Annotated in this window: 22 protein-coding genes; 5 read left to right on the top strand and 17 right to left on the bottom strand. The window is 73.6% G+C overall.

All coding sequences use genetic code 11. The annotated features are described in order from the left end of the window. Nucleotides 1-335: 335 nt before the first annotated feature. Nucleotides 336-1634, bottom strand: coding sequence for a tyrosine--tRNA ligase (gene tyrS / locus JWQ92_RS04550; protein WP_297343272.1), 1299 nt, complete (start codon nucleotides 1632-1634; stop codon nucleotides 336-338). A gap of 84 nt (nucleotides 1635-1718) precedes the next feature. Between tyrS and JWQ92_RS04545 the strand changes: the two genes are divergently transcribed. From JWQ92_RS04545 to JWQ92_RS04535, 3 genes are read left to right on the top strand one after another with little or no spacing between them, the layout of a single operon-like run. Beyond that, nucleotides 1719-2327: a DNA-binding protein gene (locus tag JWQ92_RS04545; protein WP_297343271.1), complete on the top strand. Its 609-nt coding sequence runs from the start codon at nucleotides 1719-1721 to the stop codon at nucleotides 2325-2327. A gap of 9 nt (nucleotides 2328-2336) precedes the next feature. Then, nucleotides 2337-2897: a hypothetical protein gene (locus JWQ92_RS04540; protein WP_297343270.1), complete on the top strand. Its 561-nt coding sequence runs from the start codon at nucleotides 2337-2339 to the stop codon at nucleotides 2895-2897. Then, nucleotides 2894-3790 carry a carbohydrate ABC transporter permease gene (locus JWQ92_RS04535; RefSeq protein ID WP_297343269.1) on the top strand — a complete coding sequence of 299 codons (897 nt, stop codon included), beginning with the start codon at nucleotides 2894-2896 and terminating at the stop codon, nucleotides 3788-3790. Before JWQ92_RS04540 ends, JWQ92_RS04535 begins: the two co-directional genes overlap by 4 nt. Here the strand turns inward: JWQ92_RS04535 and JWQ92_RS04530 are convergent. Genes JWQ92_RS04530 through pheS form a run of 11 tightly spaced genes read right to left on the bottom strand, consistent with a single transcriptional unit; the run spans nucleotide 3765 to nucleotide 16069 of the window. Then, a complete protein-coding gene (locus JWQ92_RS04530) occupies nucleotides 3765-4424 on the bottom strand; it encodes a DNA-3-methyladenine glycosylase (RefSeq protein WP_297343268.1) in 660 nt (219 codons plus the stop codon). The two genes, JWQ92_RS04535 and JWQ92_RS04530, sit on opposite strands and share 26 nt — an antisense overlap. Beyond that, nucleotides 4394-4549, bottom strand: a complete 156-nt coding sequence (locus JWQ92_RS04525) for a hypothetical protein (protein WP_297343267.1) — start codon at nucleotides 4547-4549, stop codon at nucleotides 4394-4396. The genes JWQ92_RS04530 and JWQ92_RS04525 overlap by 31 nt, the downstream gene beginning before the upstream one ends. Further along, nucleotides 4542-5966, bottom strand: coding sequence for an argininosuccinate lyase (gene argH / locus JWQ92_RS04520; protein WP_297343266.1), 1425 nt, complete (start codon nucleotides 5964-5966; stop codon nucleotides 4542-4544). Before argH ends, JWQ92_RS04525 begins: the two co-directional genes overlap by 8 nt. Before the next feature lies 1 nt (nucleotide 5967). After that, on the bottom strand, nucleotides 5968-7164 hold the full coding sequence (locus JWQ92_RS04515) for an argininosuccinate synthase (protein ID WP_297343265.1): 1197 nt from the start codon (nucleotides 7162-7164) through the stop codon (nucleotides 5968-5970). A 34-nt stretch (nucleotides 7165-7198) separates the two neighbouring features. Further along, a complete protein-coding gene (gene argF, locus JWQ92_RS04510) occupies nucleotides 7199-8140 on the bottom strand; it encodes an ornithine carbamoyltransferase (protein WP_297343264.1) in 942 nt (313 codons plus the stop codon). A 16-nt stretch (nucleotides 8141-8156) separates the two neighbouring features. Then, the gene (locus JWQ92_RS04505) at nucleotides 8157-9347 is read right to left on the bottom strand and encodes an acetylornithine transaminase (RefSeq protein ID WP_297343263.1); all 1191 of its coding nucleotides are present in this window, start codon (nucleotides 9345-9347) and stop codon (nucleotides 8157-8159) included. Then, nucleotides 9344-10255 carry an acetylglutamate kinase gene (gene argB / locus JWQ92_RS04500; protein ID WP_297343262.1) on the bottom strand — a complete coding sequence of 304 codons (912 nt, stop codon included), beginning with the start codon at nucleotides 10253-10255 and terminating at the stop codon, nucleotides 9344-9346. Before argB ends, JWQ92_RS04505 begins: the two co-directional genes overlap by 4 nt. Next, nucleotides 10245-11396 carry a bifunctional glutamate N-acetyltransferase/amino-acid acetyltransferase ArgJ gene (argJ, locus tag JWQ92_RS04495; RefSeq protein ID WP_297343261.1) on the bottom strand — a complete coding sequence of 384 codons (1152 nt, stop codon included), beginning with the start codon at nucleotides 11394-11396 and terminating at the stop codon, nucleotides 10245-10247. Before argJ ends, argB begins: the two co-directional genes overlap by 11 nt. Next, on the bottom strand, nucleotides 11393-12436 hold the full coding sequence (gene argC, locus JWQ92_RS04490) for an N-acetyl-gamma-glutamyl-phosphate reductase (protein WP_297343260.1): 1044 nt from the start codon (nucleotides 12434-12436) through the stop codon (nucleotides 11393-11395). The genes argJ and argC overlap by 4 nt, the downstream gene beginning before the upstream one ends. 50 nt (nucleotides 12437-12486) lie before the next feature. Continuing rightward, complete coding sequence (gene pheT / locus JWQ92_RS04485) at nucleotides 12487-14994, bottom strand: phenylalanine--tRNA ligase subunit beta (RefSeq protein WP_297343259.1); 2508 nt, start codon at nucleotides 14992-14994, stop codon at nucleotides 12487-12489. A 25-nt stretch (nucleotides 14995-15019) separates the two neighbouring features. Further along, nucleotides 15020-16069 carry a phenylalanine--tRNA ligase subunit alpha gene (gene pheS, locus JWQ92_RS04480; RefSeq protein ID WP_297343273.1) on the bottom strand — a complete coding sequence of 350 codons (1050 nt, stop codon included), beginning with the start codon at nucleotides 16067-16069 and terminating at the stop codon, nucleotides 15020-15022. Between the two features lie 148 nt (nucleotides 16070-16217). Between pheS and JWQ92_RS04475 the strand changes: the two genes are divergently transcribed. Further along, nucleotides 16218-17129, top strand: a complete 912-nt coding sequence (locus JWQ92_RS04475; RefSeq protein WP_297343258.1) for a DMT family transporter — start codon at nucleotides 16218-16220, stop codon at nucleotides 17127-17129. A 73-nt stretch (nucleotides 17130-17202) separates the two neighbouring features. Here JWQ92_RS04475 and JWQ92_RS04470 read toward each other — a convergent pair whose 3' ends face one another. Genes JWQ92_RS04470 through infC form a run of 4 tightly spaced genes read right to left on the bottom strand, consistent with a single transcriptional unit; the run spans nucleotide 17203 to nucleotide 19246 of the window. Continuing rightward, on the bottom strand, nucleotides 17203-17997 hold the full coding sequence (locus JWQ92_RS04470) for an RNA methyltransferase (RefSeq protein WP_297343257.1): 795 nt from the start codon (nucleotides 17995-17997) through the stop codon (nucleotides 17203-17205). After that, nucleotides 17994-18380 carry a 50S ribosomal protein L20 gene (gene rplT / locus JWQ92_RS04465; RefSeq protein WP_297343256.1) on the bottom strand — a complete coding sequence of 129 codons (387 nt, stop codon included), beginning with the start codon at nucleotides 18378-18380 and terminating at the stop codon, nucleotides 17994-17996. The genes JWQ92_RS04470 and rplT overlap by 4 nt, the downstream gene beginning before the upstream one ends. 27 nt (nucleotides 18381-18407) lie before the next feature. Then, nucleotides 18408-18602 carry a 50S ribosomal protein L35 gene (rpmI, locus tag JWQ92_RS04460; RefSeq protein ID WP_297343255.1) on the bottom strand — a complete coding sequence of 65 codons (195 nt, stop codon included), beginning with the start codon at nucleotides 18600-18602 and terminating at the stop codon, nucleotides 18408-18410. Next, nucleotides 18602-19246: a translation initiation factor IF-3 gene (infC, locus tag JWQ92_RS04455; protein WP_297343254.1), complete on the bottom strand. Its 645-nt coding sequence runs from the start codon at nucleotides 19244-19246 to the stop codon at nucleotides 18602-18604. Before infC ends, rpmI begins: the two co-directional genes overlap by 1 nt. 261 nt (nucleotides 19247-19507) lie before the next feature. On the opposite strand from infC, the gene JWQ92_RS04450 reads away from it, so the two are divergent. Continuing rightward, the gene (locus JWQ92_RS04450) at nucleotides 19508-19936 is read left to right on the top strand and encodes a DUF1844 domain-containing protein (protein ID WP_297343253.1); all 429 of its coding nucleotides are present in this window, start codon (nucleotides 19508-19510) and stop codon (nucleotides 19934-19936) included. Nucleotides 19937-20018: 82 nt separating this feature from the next. Here JWQ92_RS04450 and JWQ92_RS04445 read toward each other — a convergent pair. Further along, nucleotides 20019-20312: hypothetical protein (locus JWQ92_RS04445; RefSeq protein ID WP_297343252.1), on the bottom strand; the 294-nt coding region annotated here is incomplete at its 5' end.

The following is a 20312-nucleotide window of genomic DNA, read 5'->3' as shown; positions in this document are numbered from 1 at the left end:
CAAAGGAATCTCAACGACCGAAAAACGGCCGACGAGGTTTATTGGCATTGACAATTGTGCACGCTGTTGAGTTCTCAAGGATCGGCCGCACATCGCCCACCAGTCTCACGACCAGCAGCCCGAGGCGCCTTTCTAGGCTCCGAGAGTCTAGCACCTGCAGCGACTGCTGCTGTGCCGGAGAGGGGCCGTCCCGCTTGAGGCCGGAGAGCTTCGCTCATCCGCACCTTTGGGGTGACGAGGGAAGAAGTTACGTCGGGATCGGGCCCGGTGCAAGCCGGTCGAGGACCTCGGGCGTGTCGCTCGGCGGGGCGGCGACGGGCACCGTCCCGAGGGGATCAGTGCGTGCGGACGACGGCGGCGAGGGTGCGCTTGCCGCGCCGGAGTACCGCGAATCGCCCGTGCAGCATGGGGCCGAGCACCGCCTCCGCATCGACGATGCGCTCGTTGTCGACGTACACGCCCCCCTGGGCGATCGCGCGCCGCGACTCCCCCGCCGACGTGGTGAGGCCGGTGGCCACGAGGAGCGCGGCGACGGGAGTGCCGGGCTCCCCCGGCGCCGACGGCAGCTCCGCCAGCGCCGCCTCGAGCATCGCGGGCGGCAGCGCCGCGAGATCGCCGGACCCGAAGAGCGCCGCCGAGGCGTCCCTCGCGGCATCGGCGGCCTCGTCGCCGTGCACGAGCGCGGTGACCTCCCACGCGAGCCGGCGCTGCGCCTCCCTGGCGCCCGGCCGGTCCCGCACCGACTGCTCGAGCGCGCCGATCTCGTCCCTGGACAGGAAGGTGAAGACCTTGAGCCGCTCGACCACGTCCGCGTCGGCGGTGTTCAGCCAGAACTGGAAGAACGCGTACGGCGTCGTCGACTCCGGGTCGAGCCAGACCGCGGTGCCCTCGCTCTTGCTGAACTTGCGGCCGTCGCTGTTCGTGATGAGCGGCGTTCCGATCGCGTGGACGGCGGCGCCCTCCACGCGGTGGATCAGGTCGATGCCGCTCGTCAGGTTGCCCCACTGGTCGCTGCCGCCGGTCTGCAGGGTGCAGCCGTGCTGGCGGTAGAGCTGGAGGAAGTCGTAGCCCTGCAGGATCTGGTAGCTGAACTCGGTGTAGCTGATCCCGGCCTCGGAGTTGAGCCGCGCGGCCACGGCGTCCTTCTTCAGCATGGTGCCGACTCGGTAGTGCTTGCCGATGTCCCTGAGGAAGTCGATCGCTGAGAGCCCCGCGGTCCAGTCGAGGTTGTTCACCATGCGCGCGGGGGCCGCCCCCTCGAAGTCGAGGAAGCGCCCGACCTGATCCCGGAGCCGCTCCACCCAGACGGCCACGGTCTCCGGGCTGTTGAGGGTCCGCTCGGCGCTGGGCCGCGGATCGCCGATGAGGCCGGTCGATCCGCCGACGAGGCCGATCGGGTGGTGTCCGGCGAGCTGCAGCCGACGGAGCACGAGCAGTTGGGTCAGGTGCCCCAGATGGAGGCTCGGCGCGGTCGGATCGAACCCGCAGTAGGCGGTGACCGGGCCGGCGGCGAGCGCCTCCGCGAGCGCGTCGCGATCGGTGGAGACGTGGACCAGGCCACGCCAGGTGAGCTCGTCCCAGATCGTCGGGAACGTGGCATCGTTGCGCTGGCGCGCGAGGGCTTGCGTCGGCACCGTGCCACGGTAGCAGCGGGCCTCGAGCGGCGGATCAATTCTGCGGACTTGATCTGTCGATATCAAGCCGCTAGCCTTGGTTTCATGTTCGTGCTGACCGTCGACCAGGTCGACAGCCGGGGGTTCGGCGACCGCGTCGGTCCGCTGCTGCCCGACCTGTCGGTCCGCTGGCGGGACACGCTCCTGCTCGGGCCCGACCGGACGGCGGGGGACGAGTTCCAGCTGGTGGCGCACGACGCCGCCGGAGTCCTCGGCCTCGTGCTCGAGCTCACCCGCCGGGACGAGTGGAGCGTCGGCCTCGGGATCGGGGACGTCGACGAGCCCCTGCCCGGCACCACCCGGGAGGCGACCGGCGACGCGTTCGTCGCGGCCCGCGACGCGGTCGAGCGGGCGAAGCGGACCCCGCACCGATTCGCCCTCACGGCGGCCTCCTCCGCGGCGCCCCTCGACGGGCCCGACGTCGAGGCCCTCACCGACCTGCTGCTCGAGGTGCGGTCGAGACGCTCCCCGGAGGGCTGGGCGGTCGTCGACCGGCTGGGTCCCGGCACCACGCAGGCGGCGGTCGCCCAGGAGCTCGGCATCACCGCCCAGGCGGTCAGCCTCCGGGCGAGGGCGGCCGGGATCCGGCTCGAGGCGCGAGCGGTCCCGGCGCTCGTCCGCGCGCTCGAGGCGGTCGACGGTGGTCGCCCGTAGGCTGAGGAAGTGAACACGGCCCACCCCCTGCTGGTGCTGGCGGTCGTCGGCTGGGGCCTGCTCACGCTCCTCGTCGCCGCGGCGGCGACAGCGGCGGTGCTCGCGCACCGCCTGCGCCGGCCGGTGATCACCGCGACGGCCGTCGTTCTCACCGTCGCCGCCCTGCTCGTCGCCGCGCTGCCCTCGGTCGCCGCTCCGGCCCCGTTCGCGACCGTGCTCACGGTGGGCTCCCTGGTGATCGCGGTCGCCGGCGGGAGCCCCGTGACGCGCGCGCTCCTCGACCGCGTCACCTTCGGCGAGGTCGAGGGCGCCCACGGCGGCATCCTCGCCTCCGACGGCCGCGAGCTCCTGCGCGGCGGGGAGGTGATCGGACTCCTGGAGCGGCTCGCCGTGGCGGGCGCGATCGTCGCCGGATTCCCCGACGCCCTCGCGGTGATCATCGCGATCAAGGGCGTCGGCCGGTTCACGGAGCTCGAGACCGGCGGCGTGCGCGAGCGGTTCATCGTCGGCACCCTCGCGAGCTGGACCTGGGCGGCCGCGGCGGCCGGGATCTCGCTCCTCGCGCGATGACGGCGACGGCGGGGCCGTCGACCGGGCTCGCCGCCAGGGCCGCTGCGCCGTCGGCCGTGCGGCCTGCACGACGCCGGCTCCGCCGGATCGCGTCGCTCCGCACGGGCGCCCAGGCGGCGGCCATCGTGCTCTGGTGCCTGCTGCCGGTGTACTGGCTGGTGGTGTCCGCGTTCCGCGATCCCCGCACCACGTTCGAGCTCACGCCGCTGCCGACGCGGCCGACGCTCGCCAACTTCGCCGCCGCCTTCGATCCGACCGACCTGCTGCTCCGCGGCGTCGCGAACAGCGCGATGATCAGCGGCGGCGTCACGCTCGTGTCCCTCGTGATCGGCGCCACGGCGGCGTACGGGCTGGCGAGGTGGACCTTCCGGGGCCGCGACCTGCTGCTCGGCGCGCTGCTCGCCGCGTCGATGCTGCCCGGCGCGTCCCTGGCGACCCCGCTCTACGGCGTGTGGGCCGCGCTCGGCTGGTCGTACTCGTACCAGGCGATCGCGCTGCCGTACCTCGCGCTGACGCTGCCGCTCACGGTGTTCACGCTGCAGTCGTTCTTCCAGGGCCTGCCGTGGGAGCTGGAGGACGCGGCCCGGGTGGACGGATGCACGAGACGGCAGGCCTTTCTGCACGTGATCCTGCCGCTCGCGGCACCGTCGGTGTTCACCGCCGCGATCCTGTCCTTCCTCGCGACCTGGAACGAGTACGTGCTCGCGACCGTGCTGACCGGCGACCGCACGATCACGGTGACGGTGGTGATCGGGAACTTCGCTTCGGACATCACCGGCTACACGGTGACGATGGCGGCAGGGGCGATCGTCACCGTGCCGCTGATCGTGCTGGTCCTCCTGTTCCAGCGGCGGATCGTCTCGGGCCTCACCGCCGGTGCGGTGCGCGCCTGACGCGCGGCACCGCCTGCCGGTACGGCGACACCGTCGGATCGCCGACGAGGAAGAACCGCCACGGATAGCGCTCGGCGTCCCCGCCCTCCCCCGACACACCCGTGCGTGGGCCCGTCCCGATCGGACCGGTGCCCGCCGTGGGCAGCCCGATCGAGAAGGCGCCCTCCGGATCGAGCAGGTCGGCGCCGCCGTCCGCGAGAGAGATGCCGAGCGCGGTCGCGAGCCTGGCCGGCCCCCGGGCGAGGTCGCGGCGGGCGGCGCCGAACCGGCGCGCCTCCGCCAGCTCCTCCCCTGCGACCACCTCGCCGCCGCGCAGCAGGATCCCGGCCGCGAGCCCCTCGGGCAGGCAGACGATGTTCGCGCAGGTGTGCATCCCGTAGGTGAAGTAGGTGTACAGGTGGCCGGCCGGACCGAACATCACGGCGTTCCGCGGAGTCCTCCCCCGGTGGGCGTGCGAGCCCGGGTCCTCGCCCTGGCCCGAGTAGGCCTCGACCTCCGTGAGCCGGACGGTCACCGTCCCGTCCGCTGTCCGGTGCGTGAGCAGGGCGCCGAGCAGCCGCGGCGCCACCTCGAGCGCCGGCGCCTCGAAGACCGCCCGCGCGGTCAGAAGAAGTGCCCGAGCACGGAGGCCCACACGACGCCGGCGAGCACGACGACGATCGCGACGCCGACGATCAGGGGGATCACCCACGGGTGGGCCGACGGCCTCGCGCCGGGTCTGACGCGCGGCGGCGGCAGGAAGCGGGGACGCTCAGCCATCGAGGGCCCTCCGCCCGCTGCGCACGTGCTCGGTGAGGAGCGCGAGCTGGCGGCGGACCTGCTCCGGCGCCGTGCCGCTCGTCCCGGTGCGCGACGCCACGGATCCCTCCGCGGTGAGGACCGTGCGCACCTCCGGCACGAGGTGCGGCGAGACGGTCGCCAGCTCGTCGTCGCTCAGCTCGTCCAGGCCGACGCCGCGCTCCTCGGCGGCCCTGACGAGCGCGCCGGTCACCTCGTGCGCCTCCCGGAACGGCCGGCCGGCCTTCACGAGCCACTCGGCCACGTCGGTGGCCAGCGAGTAGCCCTGCGGCGCGGACGCCGCCATCGCGGCGGTGTCGAACCGCAGGGTCGCCACCAGCCCGGTGACCGCCGGCAGCAGGGTCTCGAGCGTTCCGACCTGGTCGAAGACCGGCTCCTTGTCCTCCTGGAGGTCGCGGTGGAAGGCGAGCGGCAGCCCCTTCAAGGTGGCGAGAAGGCCCGTGAGGTCACCGATCAGCCGGCCCGCCTTGCCGCGGGTGAGCTCGGCGATGTCCGGGTTCTTCTTCTGCGGCATGATCGACGACCCCGTCGACCAGGCGTCGTGGAGGCGGACGAAGCCGACGTCCCGCGTCGACCAGAGGATGACGTCCTCGGCGAGCCGGGAGAGGTCGACGCCGATCATCGCGGCGACGAACGCGAACTCCGCGACGACGTCCCTCGCGCTCGTGCCGTCCATCGAGTTCTCGACCACCCGGTCGAAGCCGAGGCGCCGCGCGACGAGCTCGTCGTCGAGGCCCAGGCTCGACCCCGCGAGCGCACCACCGCCGTACGGCGACGCGTCGGCACGGCGTCGCCAGTCCGCGAGCCGGTCGAGGTCGCGGACGAGCGGCCACGCGTGGGCGAGCAGGTGGTGGGCGAGCAGCACGGGCTGGGCGTGCTGCAGATGGGTGCGCCCGGGCAGGATCGCACCGAAGGTCGCGTCCGCCTGACTCGCGAGCGCGTCGACGAGGTCGACGAGCTGCAGGCCGATGGCACGGGCGTGGTCCTTCAGATACATCCGGACGAGCGTCGCGATCTGGTCGTTGCGGCTGCGTCCCGCCCGCAGCCGGCCGCCGAGCTCCGGCCCGACCTCGCGGATGAGGGCCTCCTCGAGGGCGCCGTGCACGTCCTCGTCGGTGGGCGACGGGGTCAGCGAGCCGTCCGCGATCCGTTCGGCCAGGCGGTCGAGCCCCGCCTGCAGCGCCTCGTGGTCGGCCTCGGTGAGGTACCCGGCCGCGGCGAGCGCCTCGGCGTGCGCCTTCGACCCCGCGATGTCGTACGGGGCGAGGACCCAGTCGAACGCCGTCGACCGGCTCAGCGCGGCGAGCTCGTCCGACGGGCCCGCACTGAACCGGCCGCCCCAGAGCGCCCCGGCGACGGTGCCGTCCGAGCCCGGCATCTCAGCGGCCGAGGTCGCGGCGGGCGGAGATCTTGCTCGGCAGGCTCCACAGCTCGATGAAGCCCTTCGAGAGCGACTGGTCGAACGTGTCGCCGGTGTCGTAGGTCGCGAGGGAGAAGTCGTAGAGACTCTCGGCGCTCCGACGGCCCGTCACGACGGCGCTGCCGCCCCAGAGCCGCAGCCGGATGTCACCGGTCACGTGCTGCTGGCTCTCGTCGACGAACGCGTCGAGCGCCCGCTTCAGCTCCGAGAACCAGAGGCCGTCGTAGACGAGCTGCGCCCACGTGTTCTCCACGTCGCGCTTGTAGCGGCCGAGGTCGCGCTCGATGGTGAGGTTCTCGAGCTCCTCGTGCGCCGCGATCAGGGCGATGGCGCCGGGCGCCTCGTACACCTCGCGGCTCTTGATGCCGACGAGCCGGTCCTCGACGATGTCCAGCCGGCCGACACCGTGGCGGCCGGCGAGCGCGTTCATCCGCTGCACGGCCTGGAGCGGCGTAACGGCCTCGCCGTCGATCGCGGTCGGGACGCCGGCGGTGAAGGTGATCACGACCTCGTCGGCGTCGCGGGCGACGGTCGGGTCGTCGGTGTACGCGTACAGGTCCTCGATCGGGCCGTTCCACGGGTCCTCGAGGAACCCGGTCTCCACCGCGCGACCCCACACGTTCTGGTCGATGGAGTACGGGCTCTTCTTCGACTGCTGGATCGGCAGCCCGTGCTCCTCCGCGTAGACGATCGCCTTGTCGCGGGTGAGCGCGAGGTCACGGACGGGCGCGATGCTCGTCAGCTCCGGCGCGAGAGCCGCGACCGCCGCCTCGAAGCGCACCTGGTCGTTGCCCTTGCCCGTGCAGCCGTGGGCGACCGAGTCGGCGCCGAGCTCGAGCGCGGTGCGGGCGAGGTGGCGGGCGATCAGGGGACGCGACAGCGCCGAGACCAGCGGGTAGCGCTTCTGGTACAGCGCGTTCGTCTTCAGCGCCGGCATGAGGAACTCGTCCGCGAACTCGTCCTTCGCGTCGACGACGATGGAGTCGACGGCGCCGCAGTCGAGGGCGCGCTGCCGGATGTCGTCGAGGTCCTCGCCGCCCTGGCCGACGTCGACCGCGAGGGCGACCACGTCCTTCCCGGTGGCGTCCTTCAGCCATCCGATGCCGACGGAGGTGTCGAGACCTCCCGAGTAGGCGAGCACGACCCGATCCGCCACGCGACTCCCTCCGAGCGCTTCCGAGGCGTCCAGCCTAGGGCGTGTCCTCCGGCGCCGACTTCTCGAGGAGCCAGGCCAGCAGCGCCTTCTGCGCGTGCAGGCGGTTCTCCGCCTCGTCCCAGATCACCGACTGCGGACCGTCGATGACCTCGGGCGCCACCTCGTAGCCCCGGTCGGCGGGCAGGCAGTGCAGGAAGACCGCGTCGGGCGCCGCCTCGGCCATGAGGGCCTCCGACACCTTGTAGGTGGCGAGGGCGGCGACGCGGGACTCCTTCTCGTCCTCACGGCCCATCGAGACCCACGTGTCGGTGACGACGACGTCCGCGCCGCGAACGGCGTCCGTCGGATCGTGCGTGAGGGTGACCGAGCCACCCGTTCCGGCCGCGATGCGCTCGGCGTCGGCGACGACCACCGGATGCGGCGGGTACTGCTCGGGGAAACCGATCCGCACGTGCATCCCGGCGGTCGTGCAGGCGAGGAGGTACGAGTGCACCATGTTGTCGGCGCCGTCACCGACGAACGCGACGGTGAGACCGGCGAGCCGGCCCTTGTGCTCGCGGATCGTGAGCAGGTCGGCGAGCAGCTGGCACGGGTGGAAGTCGTCGGAGAGCGCGTTGATGACGGGCACCGTCGTGCCGGCCGCCATCTCGTCCAGCCCTGCCTGCGCGTAGGTGCGCCAGACGATGGCGGAGACCATCCGTTCGAGCACGCGCGCCGTGTCGCTCGGGGTCTCCTTCCCGCCGAGCTGGCTGTTCGCGGTCGAGATGATCAGGGGGCTGCCGCCGAGGTCGGCGATGCCGACCGCGAAGCTGACCCGGGTGCGGGTCGAGGACTTGTCGAAGATCACGGCGACGGTCTGCGGGCCCGCGAGGGGCTTCGCGCCCCAGCGGTCCTGCTTCATCCGCTCGGCCAGGTCGAGCACCTCGGCCTGCTCGGCCGGGCTCAGGTCGTCGTCGCGGAGGAGGTGGCGGGTCACGGCGGCTCCAGTCGTCTCAGCAGGCCGCGAGCGCGGCGCCGAACCGGTCGGCGAACTCGGCGATCTCGGCGTCGCCGACGATGAGCGGCGGCGCGATGCGGATCGAGGTCGGGTTGATGGCGTTCACGATCAGGCCCCGGTCGAGGGCCGCCGCGGCGATCGCGGGGGCGGCGCCCTCGACGACGCCGATGCCGATCAGCAGCCCGCGGCCGCGCACCTCGGTGACCAGGGAGGATCCGGTGGCGAGCACGGCGTCGCGGATCTGCGGGCCACGCCGCGCAGCGTTGCCGATCAGGTCGGCGCGCTCGATCTCGGCCAGCACCGCGTTCGCGACCGTCGTGGCGAAGGGGTTGCCGCCGAAGGTGCTGCCATGGTCGCCGCGCTGCAGCAGCAGGCTCGCGCGACCGAACGTGACCATCGCTCCGAGCGGCACGCCGCCGGCGATGCCCTTCGCCATGGTGACGGCGTCGGGGACGATGCCGGTGTGCTGGTGGTCGAACCAGCGGCCCGTGCGGCCGATGCCCGTCTGGATCTCGTCGATGATCAGCAGGGCGCCGTGCCGCTCCGTGAGCCGGCGGGCGGCCTCGAGGTAGCCGTCGGGCAGCGGCACGACGCCGGTCTCGCCCTTGATCGGTTCGAGGAACAGTGCGGCGACGTCGTCGCGCATTGCCGCCTCGAGCGCGTCGACCGTGGAGTCGAGGTGCTCGACGCCCGCGATCATCGGCTCGAAAGGGGCCTGGAGCGCCGGCTTGCCGGTGAGCGCGAGGGCCCCCATGGTGCGGCCGTGGAACGCGTTCTTCAGCGCGAGGATGCGGTTCCGGGCGCCGTCGGAGTTGCGGCGCGCGAGCTTGAAGGCGGCCTCGTTCGCCTCCGCACCGGAGTTGCCGAAGTAGACCCGTCCCTCGTCGCCCGCCCCCGTGATCCGCTTCAGGCGTTCGGCGAGCTCGAGCTGCGACGGCGTCGTGAAGTAGTTGGAGACGTGCACGAGCCGCGCGGCCTGGCTGGACGCCGCCTCGACGATCACGGGATGGGCGTGGCCCAGGGAGTTGACGGCGATGCCGCCGAGGAAGTCGAGGTAGCGGTTGCCCTCGTCGTCCTCCACCCAGCAGCCCTCGCCGCGGACGAGCATGCGCAGCGCAGGCGCGTAGCTCGCCATGAGGTCTTCGGCCTGGCGCTCGCGCCACGAGCGGGTCGTCGTGTCCGTCATCCCGGTACCACCTCCGTGCCGATGCCGGCACCCGTGAAGATCTCGAGCAGGACCGAGTGGGGCACCCGGCCGTCGATGATCGCGGCCTTGGGGACCCCGGCCTCGACCGCCTCGAGACAGGCGGTCATCTTCGGGATCATTCCGGATTCGAGTGACGGCAGCATCGCCGTCAGTTCGGTGGTGGTGAGGGAACCGAGGATGACGTCCCGGCGCGGCCAGTCGGCGTAGAGGCCGGGCACGTCGGTGAGCACGACGAGCTTCGCGGCGCCGAGCGCGACCGCGAGCGACGCGGCCGCGCTGTCGGCGTTCACGTTGAGGGAGGCGCCGGGGCTGTCGAGGTCCGGGGCGATCGTCGAGACGACGGGGATCCCGCCGACCTCGATCTGCGCGAGGACACCGGCGGGGTCGACCTGCACCACGTCGCCCACCTGGCCGAGGTCCACCTCGCGGCCGTCGACGACCGCGGTGCGGCGGCGGGCGCCGAAGAGCCCGGCGTCCTCGCCGGAGACACCGGCGGCGAGCGGGCCGTGCCGGTTGATGGCGCCGACGAGGTCGCGGCTCACCTGCCCGGTGAGGACCATCCGGACGACGTCCATCACCTCCGGGGTCGTGACCCGGTAGCCGCCGCGGAACTCGCTCTCGATCCCGAGGCGGTCGAGCATGGCGGAGATCTGCGGGCCGCCGCCGTGCACGACGACGGGGCGCACGCCCACCGTGCGGAGATAGACGACGTCCTCCGCGAAGGACGCGAGGAGGCGCTCGTCGACCATGGCGTTCCCGCCGAACTTCACCACGACGATCCGGCCCGCGTACTCGGTGATCCAGGGCAACGACTCGAGCAGCACGGCGGCCTTCGCGGCCGCCTCCGCCTCCGCCGCCTGATCGACGCGTCGCTGCTCAGGAGGCATACGCGCTGTTCTCGTGGACGTACTCGTGGGTGAGGTCGTTCGTCCACACCGTCGCCGACTCGTCGCCCGCGTGGAGGTCGATGACGACCGACACGGCGCGCGTGGTCAGGTCGACGAGGTCCCGCGGCTGGTCCGGCTGGCCCTGCGCGCAGACGCGGACGCCGTTCATCGTGACGTCGATCCCGAACGGGTCGAAGTCCGCGCCGGTCGTGCCGACCGCGGCGAGCACCCGGCCCCAGTTGGGGTCGTTGCCGAAGACGGCCGCCTTGAAGAGGTTGCTGCGCGCCACGGCTCGCGACACCTCCACGGCGTCGTCCTCGCTGGCCGCGTGGACGGTCTCGATCGCGATGTCGTGGCTGGCGCCCTCCGCGTCGGACTGGAGCTGCAGCGCGAGGTCGCGGCAGACGTCGGTGAGCCGCGCGGTGAAGGAGGCCAGGTCGGGGGCCGTGCCGGAGGCGCCGGAGGCGAGCAGGGTCACCTGGTCGTTCGTCGACATGCAGCCGTCGGAGTCGAGGCGGTCGAACGTCACGCGGGTCGCCGTGCGGAGGGCCGCGTCGAGGTCGGCGGATTCGAGGTCCGCGTCGGTCGTGAGCACGACGAGCATCGTGGCGAGGCCGGGGGCCAGCATGCCGGCGCCCTTGGCCATCCCGCCGATCGTGTAGCCGTCGCCGGTGGAGGCGGCCTGCTTGGGCCGGGTGTCGGTCGTCATGATGGCGCGGGCCGCTGCGTCGCCCCCGTCGCTCGCGAGGGAGCGCGCCGCCGCAGCGACGCCGTGGACGACCTTGGTGCTGTCGAGCTGCTCGCCGATGAGGCCCGTGGAGCAGATGAGCACGTCGCCGGCCGAGAGCCCGAGCGCCTCCCCGGCGGCCTCCGCGGTGGCGTGCACCGTCTGGAAGCCGAGCACGCCGGTGTAGCAGTTCGCGCCGCCCGAGTTCAGCACGATCGCCGAGACGACGCCGTCCCGGATGACCTGCTTGCTCCACATGATCGGGTTCGCGGTGCAGCGGTTGCTCGTGAAGACGGCGGCGGCCGCCGCCGAGGGTCCGCGGTTGAGCACGAGGGCGAGATCGGGGCCGTCGCCCGTGCGGAGGCCGGCGACGACGCCCGCGGCCTCGAAGCCGGCTGCTGCTGTGACGCTCACGGGGCGACTCCATCGATCGGGAGCCCCGCGGCCTCGTCGAGGCCGAGGGCGAGGTTCGCGGACTGGATCGCGGCGCCGGCGGTGCCTTTGACCAGGTTGTCGATCGCGGCGACGGCGACCAGGCGACCGGCGGCGGCGTCGACCGCGAGGCCGATCGCGATGGTGTTGGCACCGAGCACGTGCTGCACGGCCGGGAAGGAGCCCGCGGGGAGCAGACGGACGAAGCGCTCGCCGGCGTACGCCGCCTCGTACGCCGCGCGCACCGCCTCCGCGGTCGTGCCGGGCACGAGCCGCGCGGTGCAGGTCGCGAGGATGCCGCGGGCCATCGGCACGAGCACCGGCGTGAACGACAGGGAGCCGCGCACCCCCGTGGCCTTCGCGAGCGACTGGAGCACCTCGGGCACGTGCCGATGGGTGCCGCCGACGGCGTACGCGGATGCGGATCCGAGCAGCTCGGCGGCGAGCAGGTCGGTGCGCATCGCGCGGCCGGCGCCCGACGGCCCGACCGCGAGCACCGCGACCAGGTCGTGCTGCTCGACGAGCCCGGCGGCGATCGCCGGGGCGAGCGCGAGGGCGACGGTGGATGCGTTGCAGCCGGGGGCGGCGATCCGGCGGACGCCGCGGAGGGCGTCGCGTTGTTTGCCGGCCGCGGTCGGCAGCTCCGGCACGCCGTAGGGCCACGCGCCGTGCCAGTCGCCGGGGTAGAACGCGGCCCAGTCCGCGGCGTCCTCGAGCCGGTGATCGGCACCCGCGTCGACCACGAGCACGTCGTCGCCGAGCGCTGCAGCGAGGGCCCCGGACGCACCGTGCGGCAGGGCGAGGAACACGACGTCGTGACCGGCGAGCACCTCGGGCGCGGTGTCCTGGAGCACCAGGTCGCCCGCGGAGGCGAGGTGCGGCTGCACGTCGACGAGGCGCTTGCCGACGCTGCCGTGGCCCGTCACCGTGACGACCTCGAGGTCGGGGTGCTGCGCGAGCAGGCGGATCACCTCACCGCCGGCGTAGCCGCTGGCGCCCGCCACCGCGACCCGGAGAACCATTGGTCAACCCTAGCGAGACCCGGATGCCGGACCCGTCCGGGCCCCCGCCGCTACTCCCGGATGGCCGCGCCGGTGCGGGCGGCCGCGAGGGCGGCGCCCGACTCCTTCGCGGCCGTCGCCTCGGCCGCCGTCAGCGTGCGGTCGTCCGCGCGGAAGCGCAGCGCGAAGGTGAGCGACTTCGTGCCGTCGGGAAGCCCCGCTCCGCGGTAGTCGTCGATGAGCGCGACCTCCTCGAGCAGTGCGCCCGCGCCCTCACGCACGGCGGCGAGCACCTCCGCGGCCGGCACGGGCGTGGCGACGACCAGGGAGAGGTCCTGCGTCGCCGCGGGCATCGGCGAGATCGGCCGGACGGCCGGCGGGGCCGGCGTCGCCGCGATGAGCGCCTCGAGGTCGATCTCGACGGCAGCGACCCGGCCGGGGACGTCCTCCGTCAGCCGCGGGTGCAGCTCGCCGGCGACACCGACGACGGTCCCGCCGACGAGGACCTCGGCCGCACGGCCGGGGTGGAACCCGGCGGGTGTCGCCTGACGCACCTCGACGGCCGCGCCGACCGCGGCGCCGATCGCCGCGGCCGCCTCGATCGCGTCCCGCCAGTCGGTCGGTACGGCGACCTGACCCGGCTGCTTGCCGATCCGCTCCCCGGCGAGCACGACCCCGACGTGCAGGGGCTGCGCGGGGAGGTCGTCCCGGAGGCGGGCGAGGAGGTCCGCAGCCGGCCGGACGCCGATCGGCGGAAGCTCGGCGGTGCCGTAGCGCCCACCGGGTTCGGGCAGGAACACCGCGCCGATCTCGGCGAGCGCCAGATCCGGCAGACCCCGCCCGCGGTTGCGGCGGAGCGCGTCGAGCAGGCCGGGCAGCAGGCTGCGGCGGAGCAGCGGCGCGCCGGCGTCGAGCGGGTTCGCGATCCGCATGGACGGTCCGGGCGCGAACGCGTCCTGGGCCGCGGGCGTCACGAGGGGATACGAGTGGATCTCCACGGCGCCGTCCGCGGCGAGCACGGTCCCCACGGAACGCCGCAGGCGCTGGGCGCGGGTCAGCCCGCGGCCGGGCGGCGCGACCGGCAGCTCGGACGGGATCCGGTCGTAGCCGACGACGCGGACGACCTCCTCCACCAGGTCCTCGGTCGCGGCGAGATCGGGTCGCCAGGTCGGCGGCGTGACGACGAGCCCCTCCTGGCGCTCCGCGAGGGCGCAGCCGAGCACGGTGAGCGCGGACCGGGTCTCCGCCTCCGTGACGGCCGCGCCGGTGCGCGCGAGCACCGCGCCCTCCGGCAGGAGCACAGGCACCGGCGGGACCGAGGCGTCGTACCAGGTCTGGCCGTCGTCGGCGGTGCCGCCCGCGAGCTCGACGAGCAGGCGCACGGCGCGCTCGGCGGCGGCGCGGGCGACCGCCGGATCCACGCCGCGCTCGAAGCGGCGGCTCGCCTCGCTCGGCAGCTTGTGCCTGCGGGCGGTGCGGCCGATCGAGACCGGGTCGAAGTTCGCGGCCTCGATCACGACGTCGGTGGTGACCCCGGACAACTCGGTGCGGTCGCCGCCCATCACGCCGGCGAGGCCGACGGCGCCGCCGAGGTCCGCGATGACGAGGTCCTCGGCGTGGAGGGTCCGCTCCTGCCCGTCGAGCGTGGTGAGCCGCTCCCCCGGCTCGGCCCTGCGCACGGTCAGGCCGCCGTCGAGCCGATCCAGGTCGTAGCCGTGCAGCGGCTGGCCGAGCTCGAGCATCACGTAGTTCGTGACGTCGACGGGCAGGGAGATCGAGCGGATGCCGGCGAGGCGCAGCCGGGACGCGAGCCAGCTCGGCGCGGGCGCGGCCGGATCGATGCCGCGCACGACGCGGGTGACGAACACCGCGCAGCCGGCCCGTCCGCGGATCGGCGTCGCGTCGTCGACCACCACCGGGACCGCACCCGTGTCCCTGTCGTCGGGCGGCTGCACGGCGGCGGCCGGGTCGCGGAAGGCGGCACCGGTCGAGGCCCCGTACTCGCGGGCGATGCCGCGGATCGAGAGGGCGTAGCCGCGATCGGGCGTGACGTTGATCTCGACGGCGGCGTCGTCGAGGCCGAGCAGGCGGATGGCATCGGTGCCGACCTCGGGATCGAGCCCGAGCTCGGTCAGGCGGAGGATGCCCTCGTGCTCGTCGGAGAGACCGAGCTCGCGGGCGGAGGCGATCATCCCGTCGGACACGTGCCCGTACGTCTTGCGGGCGGCGATGGGGAACGGCCCGGGCAGGATCGTGCCCGGCAGCGTGACGACGACCTTGTCGCCGACGAGGAAGTTGCGGGCGCCGCAGACGATCCCCCTGACCGCCTCGCCGCCGTCCGCGGCGTGCTGCCCGTCGGGCGCGACGCGCACGGAGCACCAGCGGATGGTCTTGCCGTTCTTCTGCGGCTCCTCCGCGAACTCGAGCACCTCGCCCACGACGACCGGGCCGGAGAGGTCGCCGCCGTGGACCGTCTCCTCCTCGAAGCCCACCCGCACGAGCGCGGCGTGCAGGTCCTCCGGGGTGCTGCGCTCGGGCAGGTCGGCCCATTCCGCGAGCCAGGACAGCGGGATCCTCACGACTGCGCCTCTCCGGGGGTGGTGATCATCGGCCGGTCAGCCCCCACTGGCGCGCGAAGCGCACGTCGCCCTCGATCATGTCGCGCATGTCGGTGAGCCCCTCCGCGAACTGGAGGGTCCGCTCGATGCCGAGGCCGAACGCGAAGCCCTGGAACTCGTCCGGGTCGACGCCCGCGGCGCGGAGCACGTTGGGGTGCACCATCCCGCAGCCGCCCCACTCGATCCACCTGGCGCCGCCCTTCGCGGTCGGGTGCCAGACGTCCATCTCGGCCGACGGCTCCGTGAACGGGAAGAAGTTGGGGCGCAGGCGGATGCGGGCGGCGTCGCCGAACAGCAGGCGGGCCAGGTGCTCGAGGGTTCCGCGCAGGTTCGCCATGGTGAGGCCGCGGTCGACGGCGAGCCCCTCGAACTGGTTGAAGACGGGCAGGTGGGTGGCGTCGATCTCGTCGGTGCGGTAGACGCGGCCGGGACCGAGCACGTAGAGCGGGGCGCCGCGCTCGAGCAGGGACCGCACCTGCACCGGCGACGTCTGCGTGCGGAGCACGAGGTGGGCGCCCTCGGGCTCCACGAACAGGGTGTCCTGGGGGCTGCGCGCCGGGTGGTCGGGGTCGATGTTCAGGGCGTCGAAGTTGAACCACTCGTGCTCGAGCTCGGGCCCTTCGACGATCTCCCAGCCCATCGCGACGAAGACGTCCTCGACCTGCTCGCGCACGAGGGTGAGCGGATGACGGGCGCCGGGCAGCCGGCGGACGGCGGCCGCCGTGACGTCGACGCGCTCGGCCTCGAGTCGCGCGGCCTGCTCGGTGCGCTCGAGCTCGGTCTCGCGGGCGGCGAGCGCCGCGGTGACGCGGCCCCGGGCGGCCCCCATGAGCTTGCCCGCGGCCGGCTTGTCCGCCGGTGCGAGCTCGCGGATGCGAGCGTTCAGGCGCGCGAGCGGCGACGACTCGCCCGTGTGGGCGATCCTGGCGGCCTTCAGCTCGGCGCCGGTCGCCGCGGCGTCGATCGCGGCGAGGGCGTCGGCGACCGCGGATTCCACGGTGGCCTCGTCGAGGGCGGTGGCGTTCGACACGGTCAGCAAGTCTAGGGAGCGCGCCGAGCGCGTCCGATCGGGTCGCGGCCGCCGCCCCTTCGGCCCATCCGGGCGGGCACGCGCGTCCGCACGGGCCGGAACCGCCCGGCGCCACCATCGCCGCGGCATCGCTGCCGTCCAGTTGACTGGAGCGGTGCTCGTCGTGCTGCTCGGGACCGCCTCCGCCCTGGTGTACGGGGTGAGCGACTTCTTCGGCGGCGTGGCGTCGCGCACGCAGCCCGCGCTCCACGTGACGATCGGCGCGTTCGCGATCGCGGCCGTGCTCGACGCACCGGTGCTGGCCGTCGGCTCCCCGGCCTGGTCTGCGGCCGCCCTGGGAACGGGCGCCCTCGGCGGCGTCTGCGGGGGCATCGGCACCTGGCTCTTCTACGCAGCGCTCGCGCGCGGGCCGGTCGGCGTGGTCGCCCCGGCGGTCGCGCTGATCGCCGCGGTGCTGCCGGCGCTCGTGGGGCTGCTGCGCGGCGAGCCGATCGGGCTGCTCACGGCGGTGGCGCTCGTCGCGGTCGTGTGCGCGGGCGCGCTGCTCTCCGTCGAGCGGCAGGCGCACCTGCGGCCGGACCGCACGACGGTGCTGCTGATCCTGGCCGCCGGGATCCCCTACGGCACCTACCTCGTCGTCATCGGGCTGTCACCGGCGGACTCGGGCGCGGTCCCGCTCGAGGCGGACCTCGTCGTCAGCACGCTCCTGCTGCTCGGCGTCCTCGCGGTGCAGCGTCTCCGCCGGGCGGCCCCTGGCGCTCCGCTCGACCGGCCGGGCCCGCGGGGCCGGCCGAGCGGGTTCCGGCGCGCCGTTCTCCGCGCGCCGGCCGAGCGTCGGGGACTGGTCATCGCGGCCGGACTCTCGCAGGCGGTGGCCGGCGTGCTGCTCGTCTTCGCGCTGCACCTGCCGGCGCTCGCGATCGTCGGCGCCCTGTCGGCCCTCTACCCGGTCGGGACGGTGGTGCTCGGCATCCTCGTGCTCCACGAGCGGGCACGACCGTTCCAGATCGCCGGGATGGTGCTCGCGATCGGGGGCGTCGCGCTGCTGGCGCTGGCCCGGGCCTGACACCGGGAACGGGCCACGTCCCGACCTCTGAACCGCGCGCAGGCGGGCAGAACGTGGCACGTGCGCGCTGCGGTCAGGCGCGCTGGGCGAACGCCGAGGCGTAGAGGCAGACGGCCGCTGCGGTCGCGAGATTGAGCGACTCCGCCGGCCCGTACAGCGGCACCGCCACGATGCGGTCGGCGAGGCCGCGGGCCTCCGCCGACAGCCCCTGCGCCTCGTTGCCGAAGAGCCAGGCGGTCGGTCCCGCGAGCGCCGGGCCGAGGGACGGCAGCGGCTCCCCCGCCATGTCGGCGGCGAGCACCATGAGCCCTGCGCCCCGCGCCACGTCGAGGGCGGCCGCCACGCCCGCCCCGGTGGCGACCGGCAGGTGGAAGAGGGAGCCGGTCGTCGACCTGACCACCTTCGGGTTGTACGGATCGACGGACGACCCGGTGAGGATCACCGCATCCGCCCCCGCCGCATCCGCGGCGCGGATGATCGTGCCGGCGTTGCCCGGATCCTGCACGCCGTCGAGCACGACGACCAGCCGGGCGCCATCGGGTACGGCGTCGCGGAGCCGCACCGGGGCCTGGCGCGCGACCGCGACGACGCCCTGCGGGGTCCTCGTGTCGGCCATGGCGGCGATCACGGCGTCGCTCGCGATCTCGACCTCGATTCCGGCGTCGCGCGCGGCCGCGACGAGCGCGGCGTGCCGGCCCTCGGCCTCGGGAGTGAGGTAGAGCTCCTGGACCAGCTCGGGGTGGTGCGCGAGGACCTCGCGCACCACCTGCGGCCCCTCCAACAGCGCGAGCCCGGTCTCGGACCGGGCTCGCTTCTGCTTCAGACCCGCGACGTGCCGGACGACGGCGCTGCGCGGGGTGTCGATCACGCGGTGGTCGCGGGCGCCGAGGTGTCGGCGGGCAGCGCGGCCTTCGCGGTGGCGACGAGGCCCGCGAAGGTGGCGGGCTCCGTGACGGCGAGCTCCGCCAGGATGCGACGGTCGACCTCGACCCCGGCGAGGCCGAGACCCTGGATGAACCGGTTGTACGTCATGCCGTTCGCGCGGGCCGCGGCGTTGATCCGCTGGATCCACAAGCGGCGGAAGTCGCCCTTGCGCTGACGGCGGTCGCGGTAGGCGTAGACGAGGGAGTGGGTGACCTGCTCCTTCGCCTTGCGGTAGAGGCGGGACCGCTGACCGCGGTACCCCTCGGCGCGCTCGAGGATGACCCGACGCTTCTTGTGCGCATTGACGGCGCGCTTGACCCTGGCCATGTCTGTTCTCCTGGTTCTTGCGCCGGACTACTTGCCGAGCAGCTTCTTGATGTTCTTGGCGTCCGCGTTGGACAGGGTGGCCTCCTGGTTGAGGCGCCGGGTGCGCACGCTCGACTTGCCCTCGAGGTTGTGGCGCATGCCTGCCTGCTGCTTCATCACCTTGCCGCTGCCGGTGATCTTGAAACGCTTCTTGGCGCCGGAATGGGTCTTCTGCTTCGGCATTACTGCTCCTTCGCGGCAGCCGGGGCTGCTGGGGCGGTCTCCGCATCGGCGGATGCGGGGTTCTTCGCTGCGGCGCGGCGGGCGTTCTGCTCCGCCTTCGCATCGACCTTGCTCTTCAGGGGTCCGATCACCATGACCATGTTGCGACCGTCGATCGTGGGGTTGGACTCGACGGTGCCGAACTCGCGGATGTCCTCCGCGAACCGCGCGAGGAGGCGCACACCCTGGTCGGGCCGCGACTGCTCACGACCACGGAAGAGGATCATGGCCTTCACCTTGTCGCCGGCCTTCAGGAAGCCCTCGGCACGCTTGCGCTTGGTCTCGTAGTCGTGGCTGTCGATCTTCAGACGGAACCGGACCTCCTTCAGGACCGTGTTCGCCTGGTTGCGCCGCGCCTCCTTGGCCTTCTGCGCCGTCTCGTACTTGAACTTCCCGTAGTCCATGATCTTGACCACCGGCGGACGCGAGTTGGGCGCCACCTCGACGAGGTCGAGATCGGCCTCCTGCGCGAGCCGAAGGGCCATCTCGATGGGGACGACGCCGACCTGCTCGCCGGCGGGACCGACGAGTCGGACCTCCGGGACACGGATCTTGTCGTTGGTACGGGGATCGCTGATGCGCTGCTCCTCACAGACGTCGGACACGGGCACGGGAGGTGCCCATGGGTTCCTTCACATCAACCGGCGGGCGGGCAGAAGGATTCCGTGACGGCGACACGGCGAGGCCGTACCGCAACCGCACCCTGGCGCTCCCCGGGGGCCGGAGAGGGAGTGCGCACTGACCCGTGCACCCTGGTGATGCGGGTGCGCAGGTGGGATCGCTCCACTTGCTCGCCGGGCGATGCCCGGAACCGCAGCATCGTAGCAGAGCCGCCCGGCCGGCCGGGGGGCGGCGAGAATGGGCGCATGCCGCAGAGCGCCGACGTCCCGGGTCCGATCGACGCCCCCGGGGGCTACGACGACGACCTCGACCTGCCGGGCGAGGCGGAGGCGACCGACTCCGCGGACGAGGTGTCCGACGCGGTCAGGGACATCGCGGAGGTGCCCGCCGTCGAGATCATCAGCACGGCGGCGGTGCACCTGATGAGTGCGGCGGCCGTGAAGTGCGGGCTGGCCGACGACCCCGCCTCGCAGCAGGACCTCGACGAGGCGCGCAAGCTGATCACCGCGCTCGCGGGCCTGCTCACCGCGGCGGCGCCGGACCTCAGCGATTCGCACGCGCGGCCGCTCCGCGACGGGCTCCGGACGCTGCAGCTGGCGTTCCGGGAGGCGTCCCCCATCCCCGACGCGATCGGCCTCGGGCCGGGCGAGAAGTGGACCGGGCCGGTCACCTGACCCCCGACGACCGCGGGCAGCGACCTCGGCCGCGGCGCCCCCGGCCCGCAGCCGGGACGCGGCGAGCCGGGTTCGGCGGGCGTTAGTCGGCGCCGAGGACGGTGAAGGTGGTGGTGACGAAGATGTGGTGGGGCCAGTTGACGCCGATGTAGTGGACCTCGTACTGGCCGGTGGCGAGTTTGACGACGCGGTCGACGACGCCGCCGGGGTAGGCGGCGAGGGCGGCTTCGGTCGCCGTGTCCGCGGTCTTGCCGGTCACGATGGTGCCGGATCCCTCGGTGTAGCCGGTCGGGATGGTCCCGGCCTTCTTGGCGGTGCTGGGTGCTCCGCGGGTGAACGGGACGACGCCGGCGGCGGTGGACGCCGCCGATCCGCC

Origin of the sequence: Amnibacterium sp., from assembly GCF_025463795.1 — a bacterium.
GTDB lineage: Bacteria > Actinomycetota > Actinomycetes > Actinomycetales > Microbacteriaceae > Amnibacterium.
This window is presented reverse-complemented; position numbering and strand designations above follow the sequence as displayed.